Origin of the sequence: Vreelandella aquamarina, from assembly GCF_020075495.1 — a bacterium.
Classification (GTDB): Bacteria; Pseudomonadota; Gammaproteobacteria; order Pseudomonadales; family Halomonadaceae; genus Vreelandella; species Vreelandella aquamarina_A.
This window is the reverse complement of record NZ_JABYQT010000016.1, coordinates 1-15,797: the sequence shown is the minus strand read 5'-3', so window position 1 is coordinate 15,797 and position 15,797 is coordinate 1. Positions and strand designations below refer to the sequence as shown.

Annotated in this window: 16 protein-coding genes; 7 read left to right on the top strand and 9 right to left on the bottom strand. The window is 59.8% G+C overall.

The window, feature by feature from the left end; translation table 11 throughout:
* The first annotated feature begins 145 nt into the window (after nucleotides 1-145).
* Nucleotides 146-3,481 (top strand): mechanosensitive channel MscK, encoded by a 3,336-nt coding sequence (gene mscK / locus HW452_RS16415; RefSeq protein ID WP_425348119.1) that lies wholly within the window; start codon nucleotides 146-148, stop codon nucleotides 3,479-3,481.
* Here mscK and HW452_RS16410 read toward each other — a convergent pair.
* Complete coding sequence (locus HW452_RS16410) at nucleotides 3,478-4,236, bottom strand: TlyA family RNA methyltransferase (RefSeq protein WP_224107174.1); 759 nt, start codon at nucleotides 4,234-4,236, stop codon at nucleotides 3,478-3,480. The two genes, mscK and HW452_RS16410, sit on opposite strands and share 4 nt — an antisense overlap.
* A 259-nt stretch (nucleotides 4,237-4,495) precedes the next feature.
* Between HW452_RS16410 and HW452_RS16405 the strand changes: the two genes are divergently transcribed.
* The 3 genes from HW452_RS16405 to HW452_RS16395 all read left to right on the top strand — a co-directional run bounded on the left by HW452_RS16405 (nucleotide 4,496) and on the right by HW452_RS16395 (nucleotide 6,198).
* On the top strand, nucleotides 4,496-4,825 hold the full coding sequence (locus HW452_RS16405; RefSeq protein WP_018916745.1) for a DUF1820 family protein: 330 nt from the start codon (nucleotides 4,496-4,498) through the stop codon (nucleotides 4,823-4,825).
* 80 nt (nucleotides 4,826-4,905) lie between these two features.
* Nucleotides 4,906-5,541, top strand: coding sequence for a TIGR04211 family SH3 domain-containing protein (locus HW452_RS16400; RefSeq protein ID WP_224107173.1), 636 nt, complete (start codon nucleotides 4,906-4,908; stop codon nucleotides 5,539-5,541).
* Between the two features lie 24 nt (nucleotides 5,542-5,565).
* Nucleotides 5,566-6,198, top strand: coding sequence for a thiopurine S-methyltransferase (locus HW452_RS16395; protein ID WP_224107172.1), 633 nt, complete (start codon nucleotides 5,566-5,568; stop codon nucleotides 6,196-6,198).
* An 18-nt stretch (nucleotides 6,199-6,216) separates the two neighbouring features.
* On the opposite strand, the gene HW452_RS16390 is transcribed toward HW452_RS16395, so the two are convergent.
* The 5 genes from HW452_RS16390 to cysP all read right to left on the bottom strand — a co-directional run bounded on the left by HW452_RS16390 (nucleotide 6,217) and on the right by cysP (nucleotide 10,722).
* Entirely contained in the window at nucleotides 6,217-6,810 is a 594-nt protein-coding gene (locus HW452_RS16390; protein ID WP_224107171.1) for a YajG family lipoprotein, read from the bottom strand.
* 119 nt (nucleotides 6,811-6,929) lie between these two features.
* The gene (locus HW452_RS16385; RefSeq protein ID WP_224107170.1) at nucleotides 6,930-8,024 is read right to left on the bottom strand and encodes a sulfate/molybdate ABC transporter ATP-binding protein; all 1,095 of its coding nucleotides are present in this window, start codon (nucleotides 8,022-8,024) and stop codon (nucleotides 6,930-6,932) included.
* Nucleotides 8,021-8,848, bottom strand: coding sequence for a sulfate ABC transporter permease subunit CysW (gene cysW, locus HW452_RS16380; RefSeq protein WP_224107169.1), 828 nt, complete (start codon nucleotides 8,846-8,848; stop codon nucleotides 8,021-8,023). Before cysW ends, HW452_RS16385 begins: the two co-directional genes overlap by 4 nt.
* Nucleotides 8,848-9,702 carry a sulfate ABC transporter permease subunit CysT gene (gene cysT, locus HW452_RS16375; RefSeq protein ID WP_224107168.1) on the bottom strand — a complete coding sequence of 285 codons (855 nt, stop codon included), beginning with the start codon at nucleotides 9,700-9,702 and terminating at the stop codon, nucleotides 8,848-8,850. The genes cysW and cysT overlap by 1 nt, the downstream gene beginning before the upstream one ends.
* A gap of 9 nt (nucleotides 9,703-9,711) precedes the next feature.
* Complete coding sequence (gene cysP / locus HW452_RS16370) at nucleotides 9,712-10,722, bottom strand: thiosulfate ABC transporter substrate-binding protein CysP (RefSeq protein WP_224107167.1); 1,011 nt, start codon at nucleotides 10,720-10,722, stop codon at nucleotides 9,712-9,714.
* A 288-nt stretch (nucleotides 10,723-11,010) separates the two neighbouring features.
* On the opposite strand from cysP, the gene rpe reads away from it, so the two are divergent.
* Nucleotides 11,011-11,706 carry a ribulose-phosphate 3-epimerase gene (rpe, locus tag HW452_RS16365; protein ID WP_224107166.1) on the top strand — a complete coding sequence of 232 codons (696 nt, stop codon included), beginning with the start codon at nucleotides 11,011-11,013 and terminating at the stop codon, nucleotides 11,704-11,706.
* Nucleotides 11,707-11,716: 10 nt separating this feature from the next.
* Here the strand turns inward: rpe and HW452_RS16360 are convergent, their stop codons facing one another.
* Nucleotides 11,717-13,015, bottom strand: coding sequence for an NAD(P)/FAD-dependent oxidoreductase (locus HW452_RS16360; protein ID WP_224107165.1), 1,299 nt, complete (start codon nucleotides 13,013-13,015; stop codon nucleotides 11,717-11,719).
* A 168-nt stretch (nucleotides 13,016-13,183) separates the two neighbouring features.
* On the opposite strand from HW452_RS16360, the gene HW452_RS16355 reads away from it, so the two are divergent.
* On the top strand, nucleotides 13,184-13,864 hold the full coding sequence (locus HW452_RS16355; RefSeq protein ID WP_224107164.1) for a phosphoglycolate phosphatase: 681 nt from the start codon (nucleotides 13,184-13,186) through the stop codon (nucleotides 13,862-13,864).
* A gap of 11 nt (nucleotides 13,865-13,875) precedes the next feature.
* Here the strand turns inward: HW452_RS16355 and HW452_RS16350 are convergent, their stop codons facing one another.
* The gene (locus HW452_RS16350) at nucleotides 13,876-14,790 is read right to left on the bottom strand and encodes a metal ABC transporter solute-binding protein, Zn/Mn family (protein WP_224107163.1); all 915 of its coding nucleotides are present in this window, start codon (nucleotides 14,788-14,790) and stop codon (nucleotides 13,876-13,878) included.
* 205 nt (nucleotides 14,791-14,995) lie between these two features.
* On the opposite strand from HW452_RS16350, the gene HW452_RS16345 reads away from it, so the two are divergent.
* Nucleotides 14,996-15,157: a hypothetical protein gene (locus tag HW452_RS16345; RefSeq protein WP_224107162.1), complete on the top strand. Its 162-nt coding sequence runs from the start codon at nucleotides 14,996-14,998 to the stop codon at nucleotides 15,155-15,157.
* A gap of 73 nt (nucleotides 15,158-15,230) precedes the next feature.
* On the opposite strand, the gene HW452_RS16340 is transcribed toward HW452_RS16345, so the two are convergent.
* Entirely contained in the window at nucleotides 15,231-15,428 is a 198-nt protein-coding gene (locus HW452_RS16340; RefSeq protein WP_224107161.1) for a hypothetical protein, read from the bottom strand.
* Between the last annotated feature and the right edge of the window lie 369 nt (nucleotides 15,429-15,797).

Genomic DNA, 15,797 nt, shown 5'->3' with positions numbered 1-15,797 from the left:
AGGGAGAACAGTTTTCAGGGATGTTTCTATACACGCTGAGCGCTTAAGTCAACTGCTGTTCATTGCGCTTCTCGATGGAACGCCTGACAATGGCGGCTATTTCCGTTTCAGCGGGTTTCTGGTGTCTGTCGAGGGCATATCCAACGTGGTGAGAACGACCGGTAGCTGGGTGGTAAAAGGGCTTTTGGGACTGTGGCTATTGATAGCTTTTTGCAGCGTTGCCGGGGCAGGCGTGGATCAGGTGCCTTCCCAGGAAGAGCTTGCTGCACGTCTAGCCGAGCTGGAGGCACCGGAAGATGAGCTCACTGCGCAACAGACGCGGGACAAGAGTGCCCTGAGTGCGGCCCTGCAGGCCTACGAGCGCCTGGACGCGATGAATGAACGTCTGGATGCCCTGAATCAGCGGGTAGAGCAGGCGCCCGAGCAGCTGTCACAACTCGAGCGTGAACTCAACGAGCTCGAAGACAACAGTCAGCAGCTGTCGGTCAACAGCTTGTCGGATACGCCGCTGGATGAACTCGAGGCTCAGCAGGGCGGGGCAGTGGTCGAGCTTCAGCAGCTTCAAAGCCAGCTCGCCGAGGTGAACTCCCAGCTGCTGGCCGCGCAAACCCTGCCGGAGCGTGCCCAGCAGGCCATTTCCGATGCGCTGCAGCGCGTCGAGACGCTGCGCCGCCAGTATGATGAGCGCGAAGGCCTGCTGGCCGACCGCCAGCTCTCGGCGGCCAACGATGCCCAGTTGATCCAGATGCGCCTGGAGCGTGCGCTGGCCGAGCGTGAAGTGGCCTTCAATCAGCGCGAACTCTCCGCCAATAGCCGGCTGCGTGAACTGGCCCAGCAGCGCCGCGATCTGCTGTCGCTGCAGATTGATCACCAGGAGCAAAGGCTGAATCTCCTGCAGGGTGCCATCGACCGGCAGCGACGCTTGCAGTCCGAACAGGCCATTGCCGATGCAGCACGGGATGACCCGCTGATTGCCGAAGGCCATCCGGTGGTGCTACGTGCCCAGCAGATCAATCAGGAGCTTAGTCTGGAACTGCTTCGTGCCACGGACCGAGCCAACAGCATCGTGCGTCAAAATATCGAGGCCCAGCGCCAGCTGGACCATGTTCGCCAGCTGCAGCGCAGCCTCAACGAGCAGATCGACGCCATTCGCGGCAGCCAGCTGCTGTCCAGGATCCTGCGCGAGCAGCGCCAGTCGCTGCCCTCGATCATGCCTCGCCGCGACCTGCAGGATGAAATCGCCGATCTTCGCTTGAAGCAGTTCGATCTGATTCGTCAGCGCGACCAGTTGCGCCAGGGGGAGCGGCTGGCTACCCAGCGCCTTGAAGAGGCCGGGCTCGACGTTACTCCGGGGCTGGTCAGCTCGCTTTCACGGCTTTACCAGTCGCGCCGTGAACTGGTCGAACAGCTGGAGCAATCCTACGGCAGTCTCTTGAGTGCCGCCATCGAGCTACAGCTCAATCAACAGCAGCTGTTGACCACCACGCAGGAGTTGCGGGCAACGATCGATGAACAGCTGTTCTGGGTCGCCAACAGCCGTCCGCTGGATATCAACTGGCTGCGTCAATTGCCTGCCAACGCGCGCCAGGAGTGGCGTGAGGGCGAGTGGCGAGCCATCTTGCCAAACCGCTGGCAGGGACTTTCGTGGCAGATGCTCAACGGCGCGCCCCTGGTACTTCTCAGCCTGCTGCTGCTGGGCTTGCGCCCGCGCATCAAAGGGCGGCTGGCGCTCATTCACTCCCAGATCGGCCGCTTGAAAAGCGACACCCAGTTGCACACTCCCAAGGCCGTGCTGCTCAATGCGCTGCTGGCCATTCCTGGCCCGCTGGCGCTGGCCGGGCTCGGTGTCGGGTTGCGGGCCGCACAGGGGTCGCTTGCCGATAGTGTTGCGCCTGCGCTGTTGCAGCTGTCGTTGAGCTGGGCGGTAGTGGCCTGGGGGCGTCGCCTGCTGGTACCCGACGGCGTGGCCGAGCGCCACTTCACCTGGTCGACTGGGTATAACGCGCGGCTTCGCTCACTGCTGCGCGGGTTGGGAATCGCCTTGCTGCCGGTCGTGGGGATTGCCGCCATGTCGGGACAGATGGAAACCCCGCTGGCCCAGCGTCCGGTCGCCCTGGGGTTGATAACCCTCGGGCTTCTGACCATGAGCTGGTGGCTTGGGAAACTGATCCTTTCGCATATCCCGTTTTTTGGCGTACGCCTGTTTCGCCTGATGCTGGGGCTTGTCATGGCGTCGGTGCCTCTGGTGTTTCTAGGGCTGATCGTATGGGGGTATGAGTACACGGCGCTACGCCTGGTCGGACGGTTCGCGATTACCCTGTACTTGCTGGGACTTTGGATCGTGGTGGAGGCGACGGTAGTGCGCAGTCTTGCCGTGGCTGCCCGTCGGCTTGCCTATCGCCGCGCGCTTGCCCGTCGCCGGGCTCAGGTGCAGGAGGGGGCCGAAGGTGGACTCGAGGTGGTGGAGGAGCCGCCGCTGGACATGGAAAAGATCAATAGCCAGTCGCTGCGTCTTTCCAAACTGATTCTGCTGATCGGCTTCAGCACGCTTTTATACCTGGTCTGGTCGGATCTTCTCTCTGTACTTGGATACCTCGATCACGTCTCGCTGTGGGACGCCGAGGAGGGGGATCTGGTTGACAGCGTGCTGTCGATTTCCGATGTGTTTACCGCGCTGTTGATCATTGCGGTGACCGTCATCATGGCAAGCAACCTGCCTGGGCTTCTGGAGGTCATGGTGCTGTCGCGCCTCGCGCTCAAGCAGGGCAGTGCTTACGCCATCAGTTCGCTGCTCTCTTACGCGATCGTGGGTTCGGGCGTGGTCATGGCGCTGGCAACGCTTGGGGTTTCCTGGGACAAGCTGCAGTGGCTGGTGGCGGCATTGAGCGTGGGCCTTGGCTTTGGGCTTCAGGAGATTTTTGCCAACTTCATTTCAGGGTTGATCATTCTTTTCGAGCGTCCCATTCGTATCGGCGACACCATCACGCTTGGCAACTTGCACGGCACCGTCAGTCGCATCCGAATACGCGCGACCACGGTGACCGACTTCGACCGCAAGGAGATCATCATTCCCAACAAGACCTTCGTCACCGACCAGCTGATCAACTGGTCGCTGTCGGATAACGTCACTCGGGTAGTGCTGACCTATGGCGTTGCCCACGGCTCTGACCTTGCCAAGGTGCATACGCTGCTGCGTCAGGCCGCCGACGAGAACGCGCGAGTGCTGGCCGACCCCGAACCACAGGTCTTCTGCTTGAGTTATGGTCAGCATAGTCTCAATTTCGAGCTGCGCATTTTCGTCAACGACTTGGTGGATCGCCTGTTTGCCGCCGACGAGGTCAACTGCCGGGTGGACGAGCTGTTCCGGGAAGCCGGCGTGCGTGTGGCGTTCGAACAGATGGACGTATGGCTGCACCGCGACGAAGGCGAGTCCGCCAAGGTGCAGTCCGTCAAGCACCTGCCGCCGCCAACGCTCAGCTAGGCATGCTTGACGGCGTGCAGTAGAAACTCCCGATTGCCGTCACCGCCGGTAATCGGGCTCTCCTGCCAGTGCTCGATCTTCAGGTTCAGGGTATGGCACGCTTGACGAATCTTCGCTTCCACCTCGGCGTAGTCGGCGGGGTTGCGTACCACGCCGCGTTTATCCAGTGCACCGGGGCTCAGCTCGAACTGGGGCTTGACCAGTGAGATCAGCTCGCCACCTATGGGCAGCAGCGCGGCGATCTCGGGCAGAATCAGCGTTTGCGATATGAACGAGACGTCCATGACCGCCATATCCACCGGATGAGCGCCTATAGCCTCGATAAGCGAGGCGGCCGTGCTCATGTGCCGGGCATTGAGACCTTCAAGGCAAGTGACCCGCGAGTCATGGCGCAAGGTGTCTGCCAGTTGACCATGGCCTACTTCCACGCCAATGACGTGGGCGGCGCCATGGTGCAGGGCGCAGTCGGTGAAGCCCCCGGTGGATTGGCCAACGTCCAGCACGCCCAGGCCATCCAGCCGACGCGCCAGGACACTCAGCACACCTTCGAGCTTCAGCCCCGCGCGAGAAACGTAGCGCTCCTCGGGGTCGTCTTCGATTTCAAGGCGAGTATCCAGCGGCCATTTTTCCGACGCCCTGGTCAGTACGCGCCAGGGGTCCACCAGGTGCACACGGCCATGACGAATAAGCCGCTGGGCCCGCGTGCGCGAATTGGCCAGCCCCTGGCTGACCAGCAGTTGATCGAGTCGTTGCATAAAGGCATGGGTCAGTTAAAAGCGCGGTTATACCGTGTTAGACGGCGGCTGGATACCCTGGCAGGCAGAAAATCAACGCAAGAACGTACCCACTGTTTACACGACATGACGCCCGCATGAACGGCTAGTGAGGCGATCATCAGGTCTTCTGCCAGCGGTTATTCACGCTTTGCGGCGTGCCGCCTAAGGTCCCGTGGATCAGGTTATGGTACGCTAGCCCGGAAGATTCACGTTCCAGTGGCAAGAGGAATAGGCCAAGATGGCGGCCAAGCCGATATACCGGGTGGTGGTTCACCAGCAGGGTGAAATTTGGGATTTATACGTTCGAGAGATTTTTCAAAGCGAACTCTGGGGCTTTATTGAAGTCGAGGAGTTTGTCTTTGACGATGCGTCGCGGGTGGTGGTGGACCCTGCAACGGAAAAGTTGCAGCGAACCTTCGAGGGCGTCAAGCGCAGCTACCTGCCGCTCAATGCCATTGTGCGCATTGACGAGGTGGAGCGCGAAGGTCCTCTCAAAGCCGTAAAAAGCGATGCCCGCGTCGCTGAGTTTCCTCGTCCCTTTCCTCTACCGCCGCGTAGCGAAGGGTAAGCGCCTACGACAGGCGCGACGCTGTAAGCGCTGGTGGCCTCGTCTGCCATGCAGCGTTTTTTTGATCAGGACATGACGTCATGCAAGCAGATAAATTTCGTTTTTCTTATGTTGCCGCCGCTGCCGGTGTGTTGTTGAGTATGGCAAGCGTTCAGGCAACGGCACAAACCGACAACCAGGCGTGGGTAAGCGATGAGCTGAGCACTTATGTGCGCAGCGGCCCTACTGATGGCTATCGCATCGTTGGTACTCTGAAAGCCGGTGAACAGGTCGAGGTGCTCGAAGAAAGCGGGGACTATTCCCGCGTGCGTGGGCAAAGCGGCGATACCGTATGGGTGCTGACCAGTGAGATTCAGGAAACCCCCAGCGCCCGCCAGCAGTTGCCGGAACTCCAGGGGCGGGTCGATGAGCTGACTGCCGAGCTCGATGGCATCAACGATACCTGGGAGCAGCGCACCTCTTCGATGAGTGAGACGCTGGAGGTGCGCGAGCAGCGCATTGCCGAGCTTGAAGCGCGCAACAACGAGCTGGATAACCAGGCCGAGCGGTCGCGTCAGCAAGTGCGGGCCTTGCAGGCGCGCCTGGATACTCAAGAAGAGGATCTGTTGATGCGTTACTTCATGTACGGCGGTGGAGTGGCCGGAGCGGGGCTGCTGGTGGGACTGATCGTGCCGCACCTGCCGCGTCGACGTAAAAAGCGTGACCGCTGGTTCTGATCCTCATCAAGGCATGGGTGGCTTATGAACACTTCCTGGCGAGCGCGCTGGCAAGAAGGGCGCATCGGTTTTCACTTGCAGCACCCTCATCCAGCGCTTACCCGGTACTGGCCTGAGCTGAACGTTGCGCCCGACACCAAGGTGCTGGTGCCGTTATGTGGCAAAAGCCTGGATATGCGCTGGCTTGCCGACGTTGGCCACCCGGTACTGGGTATCGAGCTTGCGCCGGAAGCCATCGATCAGTTCCTGGCCGAGCGTGAAGTGGCGGTCGCGCGCTATACCCAGGCAGGATTCGAGGTTTCGCGCCAGGGTAGTGTGGAGTTGTGGTGTGGAGATTTCTTTCACCTGCATATCCAGCAAGCGGCCGAAATAGGCGCTTTCTACGATCGCGCGTCGCTGATCGCCTTGCCGCCCGCCACGCGCGAGCGCTATGCGTTTCATCTGGCGCAGCTCGTGCCGCCGGCGGCCAAGGGGCTTCTGGTCAGTCTCGAGCACGTTGATAACGGTGCGGGCCCGCCCTACAGCGTGCCCGCAATCGAAATAGAAAGACTCTTTGCCGCCAATTTTCAGGTAACGCTGCTCGAGCGTGGTGAGCCCGATGAGCGGGGTTGCAGGGAGTCGGTCTGGACGCTTGAGCGGCGCGGGCCACGCCAATAGCGTGGCCCACATGCACGGCTAGCGGGCCAGCACGCGACCCAGTTCGGGATCACTGAATGCCCGGTTGAGCCCATCGCTGAGCAAATCGTTCAGCATGCGTGTATTGGTGTCTTCACCGGGCTTGACGGCGTACCCTTGGGTGCGGCGCGATGTGTAGGTGCCGGTATAGGTTGTTCCCTTGTTCTTGGCTATCGCCCTGAAGACGCCTTCAAGACGCGCCTCATCCACCAGCGGCTGGCCGCTGTCGCCCTGGCCATAGTGCAGGCTGGCGAGCTCGAGGGTCAGCGTGGGGCGGTTTTGTGCCTGCTCGGTGGTCGGGTTGAAGCCCATTTCGCGCACCGCGCGCTCGGCTTCGGCCTGAAGCCGCGGAATCAACTCGTGGCTGTTGACGGTGATCTGCGCCGTCGACATGTTGCCACCTGAACGGGTGCCGATCACTTCACGCTCACGGCCATCGACGGCGACGACCGTTACCTGCTGGCCAGAGCCGGTTTGCGGAACGGCGGCGCTGCGCTCGGGGCTCAACTGAAGATACTGCGGGCTTGAGCAGCCTGCTAATAGAGCGCCTGCTACAAGCGCTCCTGAAAGACGTAAGAAGTGGCGCCGAAGCATGATTTTTCTCCGTGATAACGATCTGTTCCAACAACGGTTTGTGTCTACAACCGGGTGCGTAAACTATGCCGCTGTTACATGCAAAACGCCAGCAATGCGTGGTCGACCCGGCCAAATGGCTACGCGGCGCGCGTGGCTTGGGCTGCAGGCTGCATCTGGTCGTTGAATCTGTGCCATTGGCGCGGGTGGGCATAAAGATGCTGGCCACGCTTCATGCCCAGACGCTCGAAATCTGCATGACGCACGGTGGCAAGCCAGGGCTTGGCCAGCCAGTCGGCTTCAAGTTCGACGCGAACCTCGGCGCCTACCGGTGAAATGGCCGTCACCACGACCGGCAAATGGCAGGTATCGCTTGGCTGCTCGGCCAGGCGTACCTCATGCGGACGCAGCAGCAACTCTTCGGCGCCGTCGGGCAGGTTGACGTGTAGATAGGCATCTCCGCAGGTCAATACTCCATTACGCACGCTGCCTTCCAGGTGATTGACGTCACCCAGAAACTCGAACACGAAACGGTTTCTGGGCGCGCGATAGAGCGTATCCGGCGCATCGATCTGCTCGATGCGCCCGTTGCTCATCACGACCACCCGGTCAGAAAGCTCGAGCGCCTCTTCCTGGTCGTGGGTGACAAACACACTGGTAAAGTTGAGTTCGCCATGCAGGCGGCGCAGCCAGCGGCGCAGGTCCTGGCGCACCTTGGCATCCAGCGCGCCAAACGGCTCGTCCAGCAGCAATACATCCGGCTTGACTGCAAGCGCACGGGCTAGCGAGACGCGCTGCTGCTGGCCGCCGGAAAGCTGGGCCGGGTAGCGCTTGGCCAGGTGCTCGAGCTGGACCATTTCAAGCAGGCGAAACACGCGCGCACGAATCTCGCCGCTTGAGGGGCGCTCCTTTCTAGGCATGACGGTCAACCCGAAGGCGACGTTGTCAAAGACGCTCATATGGCGAAACAGCGCGTAGTGCTGAAACACGAAGCCGATGCGCCGGTCGCGTACGTGCACGTGGGTGACGTCGCGCTCGCCAAACAGGATGCGGCCCGGCCTGGCAGAGCGGTCTGCGCTTTCCAGGCCGGCGATGATGCGTAAAAGCGTGGTCTTGCCGGAACCGGAAGGGCCCAGCAGACCGACCAGCTCGCCTTCATGAATATCCAGGTTGACAGGCTCGAGGGCCTGCGTGGTGCCGAAGTGCTTGGAAATATTCTCTAAGCGAATGCTCATGTGAGCACCTCCCGGCGCGATGCGCGCCATTCAAGACTTGCCTTGGCCGCCAGAGTGAGCAGAGCGATCAGGGCCAACAGGGCCGCGCAGGCAAAGGCGCCGACGGCGTTGTAATCCTGGTAGAGCTGTTCAAGATGCAGCGGCAGCGTATTGGTCTGTCCACGAATGGCGCCTGAGACCACCGAAACGGCACCAAATTCGCCTACGGCCCGCGCATTGGTCAGAATCACCCCGTAGAGAAGTGCCCAGCGGATATTGGGCAGGGTGACGCGGCGAAACGTTGTCCAGCCACGGGCGCCCAGCGTGGCCGCCGCCTCTTCCTCGCGCGAGCCCTGGGCCTGCATCAGCGGTATCAGTTCACGAGCCACAAAGGGGCAGGTCACGAAGACCGTGACCATCAGAATACCCGGCCAGGCGAACATCAACTGGATGTCGTGACCGTCAAGCCAGCTTCCGATCCAGCCGTTGCGCCCGTAAAGCAGCAGATAGATAAGCCCGGCAACTACCGGCGACACCGCAAAGGGAATGTCGATCAGGGTTTGCAGAAGGCGCCGGCCGGGAAAGCTGAAGCGGGTCACCAGCCAGGCCAGGGCCACCCCGAATACCAGGCAGATGGGAATGGTCATAAGCGCCACGCCGAGCGTCAAGGCAATGGCGTGCAAGGTGAAATAGTTGCTGACGTTGGCCCAGAACACCATGACGCCCTGAGAAAACGCCTGGGCGAAGATGGCCACCAGCGGCAGCAGCAAAAACAGCGCCGACAGCACCAGTGCAGCGCTTATCAGCAAGCGCCTGACGGCCGGGGCATCACCAATTCGACGCATCAGCCCTTGCCTCCGTGCAGGCGACGTATGAATCGCCCTTGCCAGACGTTGATGGCCAGCAGCAGGGCGAGCGAGACAAACAGCACCACCGAGGCAATCGCCGAGGCGCCGGCGTAGTCGTACTCCTGAAGCTTGACGAAAATCATCAGCGCGGTGATCTCGGTTTCATAAGGCATGTTGCCCGCGATAAAGATGATGGCGCCGAACTCGCCCAGCGAGCGCACGAACGCAAGGCCGGTGCCGGTGACCAGGGCCGGCCACAAGTGCGGCATGATCACCCGGCGAAAGGCGACACCGTCAGTGGCGCCAAGCGACATGGCAGCTTCATCCACCTCGGCGGGCAAATCATCGAGGACTGGCTGAACGGTGCGTACCACAAACGGAATGCTGGTGAACGCCATGGCGAGCGCAATGCCCACCCAGGTATAGGCAACCTGAAGGCCTAGCGGTTCGAGCAGCTTGCCCATCCAGCCGTTTCCTGCGTAGAGCGTGGCCAGGGTGATGCCGGCTACCGCGGTGGGCAGGGCGAAGGGCAGGTCCATCAGGGCATCGAGCAGGCGCTTGCCGGGAAACTCGTAACGAACCAGTACCCAGGCCAGCAGCAGGCCGAATACGGCGTTGACCAGCGCTGCCACTGCGGCGGCGCCGATGGTGACCATATAACTTGCCACTACCCGGCCTTCGGTAATGATCGACCAGTACTCGGCGAGGCTGAGTCCGGCAAGTTGACCGAAGAGTCCGGTAACGGGCAGCAGAAGCACCAGCGAGATGAACAGCACGCTGATACCCATGGAAAGGCCAAAGCCCGGCAGTACACGGGTACTGCCGGTAAAGCGTAATGCGCGTTGGGTCATGGTAGCGGGTTAACGACGCTGCAACTGATCGAGCATGCCGCCGCCTTCGAAATGCGTCTGCATGATCTCGTCCCAGCTGCCGAACACGTCCTCGACGTTGAATAGTTCGGTTTGCGGGAAGTCATCGGCGAACTCCTCCAGCACGGTATCGTTATGGACGCGGTAGTTGAAACCGGCCAGCGTGCGCTGGGCCTCTTCGGTATAGAGATACTCGAGATAGCCTTCGGCGAGGTCGGTATTGCCGTTTCGTTCGGCATTTTGTGACACCACCGCGACCGGGAATTCAGCCAGGACGCTCATGGGGGGCACGATGACTTCGTAGTCATCGCTGCCATATTCACGGCGAATGTTGTTCACTTCGGACTCGAAGCTGATCAGCACGTCACCGATGCCGCGCTCGATGAAGCTGGTGGTCGCGCCACGACCGCCGGTGTCGAACACCGCGACGTTAGCCAGCAGCGTGCGCATGAAATCCTGGATCTGCTCTTCGTCGCCATCGAATTCCCGGTCGGCGAACCCCCAGGCGGCGAGATACGTGTAGCGAGCGTTGCCGGAGGTCTTCGGGTTGGGGAAGACCAGACCCACGTCCTCTTTGATCAGGTCGTCCCAGCTTTCGATGCCCTTGGGGTTGCCCTTGCGCACCAGAAACGCAGTCGTGGAATAGTAGGGCGAGGCGTTGTTGTCAAACGCTTGCTGCCAGTCTTCGGCAACCAGGCCGGCATCGGCCAGCACCTGTACGTCGGTTACCTGGTTGAAGGTGACCACGTCGGCACGCAGTCCCTGCAGGATGGCCCGTGCCTGGGCAGAAGAGCCACCGTGGGACTGATTGACGTCGACCTCTTCACCATGCTCTTGCTGCCACCAGGCTTCAAACTCCGGATTGATCGCGCTGAAAAGCTCGCGGGCAATATCGTAGGAAGAGTTCAGAAGTTCACGCTCTTGCGCCATGGCAGGCGAGGCAAGGCTGGCGCCCAGGGCAATGGCTAGCACGCTGCGGCGGAACAGGACGGGTAATGTCATGGCAGGCTCCTTGAAGAAAATGGCGAGCGGGTCGCAATGACCCAAGAGTAAATCTGGCATAATGGAATTACAATATGGATTTATATTCTTTTTGGAAATAAAGCGGTGCTACGCCATCGCGGAGCCTTCTCGCTGGAGGTCGTTCTGCTGCTCGATGCTTTCCTTGCATAAAACAGCGCCTGTTTCGGGTCCGCTCTGTTAAAATGCCCGCTTTCTTGCGGGCTTGACCTGGCTTGTTTCCTGCAAGGCCGGTTACCCCCTCTTTCAACGATTCATCAGGAGTGTGCCATGAGCGCTGGGCAAGATAACTTGATCGCCCCTTCGATTCTATCCGCCAACTTTGCCTGTCTGGGGGAAGAGGTGGATAACGTGCTGGCCGCCGGAGCAGATATCGTTCACTTCGATGTCATGGACAATCACTACGTCCCTAACCTGACCATTGGCCCCATGGTATGCAAGGCGCTGCGTGATCACGGTGTGACAGCACCCATCGATGTGCATCTGATGGTCAAGCCGGTGGATCGCATGATTGGCGATTTTATCGAGGCGGGGGCTAGCTACATTACCTTCCATCCGGAAGCCTCGGAGCATATCGACCGCTCGCTGCAGTTGATCCGCGATGGCGGTTGCAAGGCGGGGCTGGTGTTCAACCCGGCAACGCCGCTGTCGTACCTTGATTACGTGATGGACAAGATCGACATGGTGCTGCTGATGAGCGTCAACCCCGGTTTTGGCGGGCAATCGTTCATTCCTGGGACGCTCGACAAGCTGCGCGAAGCGCGTGCACGTATCGACGCTTCAGGCAGGCCGATCCGGCTGGAAATCGATGGTGGCGTCAAGGTGGACAACATTGCCGAGATCGCCGCCGCCGGTGCGGACACTTTCGTGGCCGGCTCGGCGATCTTCGGTGCTCACAAGTCCGATGATCCTCACGGCTACGACTCGGTGATCCGGACCCTGCGTGATGCGCTGGCGAAGCGCTGAATATCCACGCTCAATGTAGCTTCATTCTGGGCTTCAGATAGCGGTTCAGCTTGTCCACCACCCAGGTGAGTCCTGTTCTGGGCACACCATGGATCGACACCTGATGCATGCGGTAGAGCGAGGCGTAGGCGTTACGCGCCAGCCAGCCTTCCAGGAACAGCCCTCGGGAGGCGCCGCTGCGCATCAGGTTGCCGACAGCGTCGTAACGGGCAAGCGATACCAGTGATCCCTTGTTGCGAAACTTGAAAGGCTTGAGCGGCTTGCCTTTCAGCGCCTTGCCGAGGTTGTCGGCTAGTACCCCTGCCTGCTGGCGTACCGCTTGCGCCGTCGGCGGCACTGTCGAGCCGTCCTCCTGCGGGCAGCTTGCGCAATCACCCATGGCGAAGATGGTCGCGTCGTCCACGCTTTGCATGGTCTGTTCGACGCATATCTGGTTTTTCTTGTTCACCGTAAGCCCCAGTTCGGCAAGGAAATCCGGTGCCTTGATGCCCGCGGCCCATACGTTGAGATCGGTTTCGATCACCTCGCCATCCTTGGTCACCAGCTGGTACTCCTGAGCCTCTTCGATGGCGGTTTCCACGTGGATGTTGACGCCCAGCTCGTCAAGCTCCTTGTGAACGGTCTGGCTGACCCGTTCGGAAAGGGCGGGCAGAATACGCGGCGCCGCTTCGATCAGGTGAACGCTGATCTGGTTGTCGTCTGCATTGGTCACCCCATAGGCATTGAGCAGGCGGGTGACATCCAGAAGTTCGGCGGCAAGCTCAACACCGGTGGCGCCGGCGCCCACGATGCCGACACTAAGGGTCGTATGCTCTCTAAGTGCCGGGTCGGTATAGCGCAGAAAGGTGTTGATCATGTCACGCTGAAAGGCCTTGGCCTGTACGGGTGAATCGATGAAATGACAATGCTCGGAAACGCCCTTGGTGCCGAAATCGTTCGACACGCTTCCTAGTGAAAGCACCAGATAATCGTAGGTGAGGGTACGCTCGGGCAGCACCTCTTCGCCGTCTTCATCGACAATGGCCGCAAGGTTGAGCGTCTTACTGTCGCGGTCAAGCCCGGCCAGCGAGCCTCGCTGGTAGCGGTAGCCGTGAACACTCGAGTGGCCGCGAAAATCGACCTCATCCATGGTGGAGTTCAAGATGCCGGTAGCAAGCTCATGCAGCAAGGGTTTCCATACGTGGGTGGCGCTACGGTCCAGAAGCACGATTTCGGCATGCTTGCGTTTGCCCAGGGTATGGCCCAGTCGAGTAGCGAGGGCCAGGCCGCCTGCGCCGCCGCCGACGATAACTATGCGAGGTATGCCCATTGATTTCTCCTTGGCTTAGCTTGCTTGAGCATAGAAGCTTCCTGCTCATCTGACGAATGCATCCGTGCTTTTACGCCAGTAAGATACCGAGCATACCGCCTACTGGATAACGGATGGCCTATCTCGTGGCTGAATGCCTTTTCAGGCCCATCCTCAAGGAGTAACTACGTGCACCCAATTCTACACGGCAAGCGGCTGATCGCCTTCGATCTCGATGGCACGCTGATCGACTCGGTGCCTGATCTGGCTGCAGCGCTCAAGCGCACGCTGGGCGAGCTTGAGTTGGCAGTACCCGATGAGCACCAGGTACGTGAGTGGGTCGGCAACGGTGCGCCAGTGCTGGTCGAGCGGGCGCTCACCTGGGCCGCCGGGCAGCCGCCGAAGGCGCACCTTCAAGCACGCGCCTTTGAAGGATTCATGCAGCACTACGGCGCCGCGCCCAATGCGCTGACCCGGCTCTATCCAAAGGTCAAGAACGCGCTGGAAGCACTTCATCAGGCAGGGTTTACGCTGGTGTTGATTACCAACAAGCCTGAACGCTTCATCGCCCCCATTCTTGAACACTTTGGCTTGAAAGACTGGTTTGCGCTCTGCCTGGGTGGGGATACGCTGGCGGAGAAAAAACCGTCGCCGATGCCGCTTCTACACGCCGCTGACAGGTTCGGCTTCGCCCCTCATGAATGCCTGATGGTAGGCGATTCGCGCCACGATATCGGCGCCGGAAAGGCGGCCGGGTTTGCCACTCTGGCGCTACCCTACGGCTACAATCACGGCGACCCCATCGAGCTCAGCCAGCCCGATGTGCTCCTGCCGACCCTGGGCGAGCTGTACGAGGCGGCCAGCGCGTAACTGCCACACCGTCAATCAGGCCTGGCACCGCCCAGCGCTTCATGGATCAGTTCGGCGTTATGGCGCAGCATGGCCGGGTAGTTGTAGGCCGGGCCATCCGCCGGGCTCAAGGTGTCCACGTAAAGTGGACCTGCCAGCTTGATGCCGTGCTCTCTGGCCTGAGCATCCATATGGATACACGCAACGGTGCTTTCATAAAAAAGCGCGGGTGGGCGCTCGTTGGCCAAACGGGTGCTCATCTGGGCCATCGCCTGGGCGCTGCCCTGGGTTTCATGGTTGACGCCCCAGATAGCGGCATACTCCAGGTCATAGGCACGCGCAAAATAGCCAAGGCCCGCTTCGCTGGTGACCAGTGTGCGATTGATATTGGGTACGCCGTCCAGACGCTCCTTGATCGCCTGATCGAGAAGTTGCAGGGCCTGATAGGTCTGCTGTGCGCGAGCATGAAAGCCTTCGGCCTGGTCTGGATAGTGCTCAGCCAGCGTATCCGCGATCACCTCGACGTAGGCGGCAGCGCCTTCGGGATCCAACCACATGTGCGGGTCAGGCGTGCCTTTGTAGCGTCCTGTCAGGATGGGCTGGGGAGTGAAGTCGGCGTTCTCGGCAACGCTTTTCAGCAAAAGCGAATCGTCCGACATGGCTTTGACATGGCGCAGCCATGGCTCGAGCCCGAAACCGTTATAGAACAGGATGTCGGCCTCTTCGATGGCCAGCACGTTAGGCGGAGTCAGTTCCCAGTTATGTACGTCTGCACCAGGGGGAACGACCGTGCTGACGCTGATATCATCGCCTGCCACACGCTTGACCAAGTCTTCAAGCACGGGAAATGAGGCAACCACCCTGAAGGTGGAAGCGCCTGCCAGCGGCGATACGCTCGATAAAATAGCCAGCAAAAGCGTGCTGACCCATTTTACTTGCTGATGCATTCCACGCTCCCGCTGAGTTGAAGGCCCAAGATAATAAAGACTGATGCCTGCGATGGCTAGTTCCTGAACCTTGAAAATTCGATATAAGTTATTGTTATCTGGAGTATAAGGCTTGTTAAGGGTCGGCAAGGGCCAGCTTCACGCACAGGAAGGTTGGGGCAATGTGGTCTACGCTTGGAGCTGGTTCAGCCAAGGAGAAGGAAAGATGAGCAAGTTTTATAAAGTGCAGGAGCGTGGTGGCGAGTTTCATGTCATCGACACCCGCCCCGATGACTCCCAGGATGATCAAACGTCGGTCGTATCCTACTCCTCGCGTGAGGAGGCTGAAAGCGAAGCCAAGCGCCTCAACGAGAACTCGCTGGGCTAGTCGCCGGTACAGCGTGAACGAGATGCCCTGACAGAAGGTCTGCGGACCTTCTGTCAGGGATGCAGGATGATCTTCATTTCTTCTTGCGCATGAAAGGCAATATCTTGGCCATGGCATCACTGATTTCCTGATCCAGTGGCTTGTGATCCTGGCTGATGGCGGCTCTGGCCGCGGTATAGGTTCCCTTGTATTCCCTGGCAATCTCGCTATCGGTCATGCTGGCGGGCAATTGCTCCTTTTCTCGAATGGCATCGATGATGCGCTTGTCCATGACGTACTCCTGTCGGGCTTGGATGCTATTCAGCGTAGCCCAGCATTTCTTGAACCGTTAACACCGCAAAAAAGCGACGGTCATGCAACGGGCGTGGCAGACAATCCTGGCTGACGATACAATCGCTGTTTTCATGACGTTGAAAGCAAACAATGCTTACCTGGGGAGTTGCCTGGGTAACACGTAATTGATTGCTCGAGGATGATTAAGGTAATCAGAAGCTTATGGCTCAAAAAGTCCTGATGCTGGATAATAATTATAGCGTTGTATAGCACTGTATATAACTCCATGTCTCCCCGTTTCACCCGCTATTTTCCCCGCCCAATCTGCATATCCCGCCATATCACTCCATGTGAATTATCACTCGAC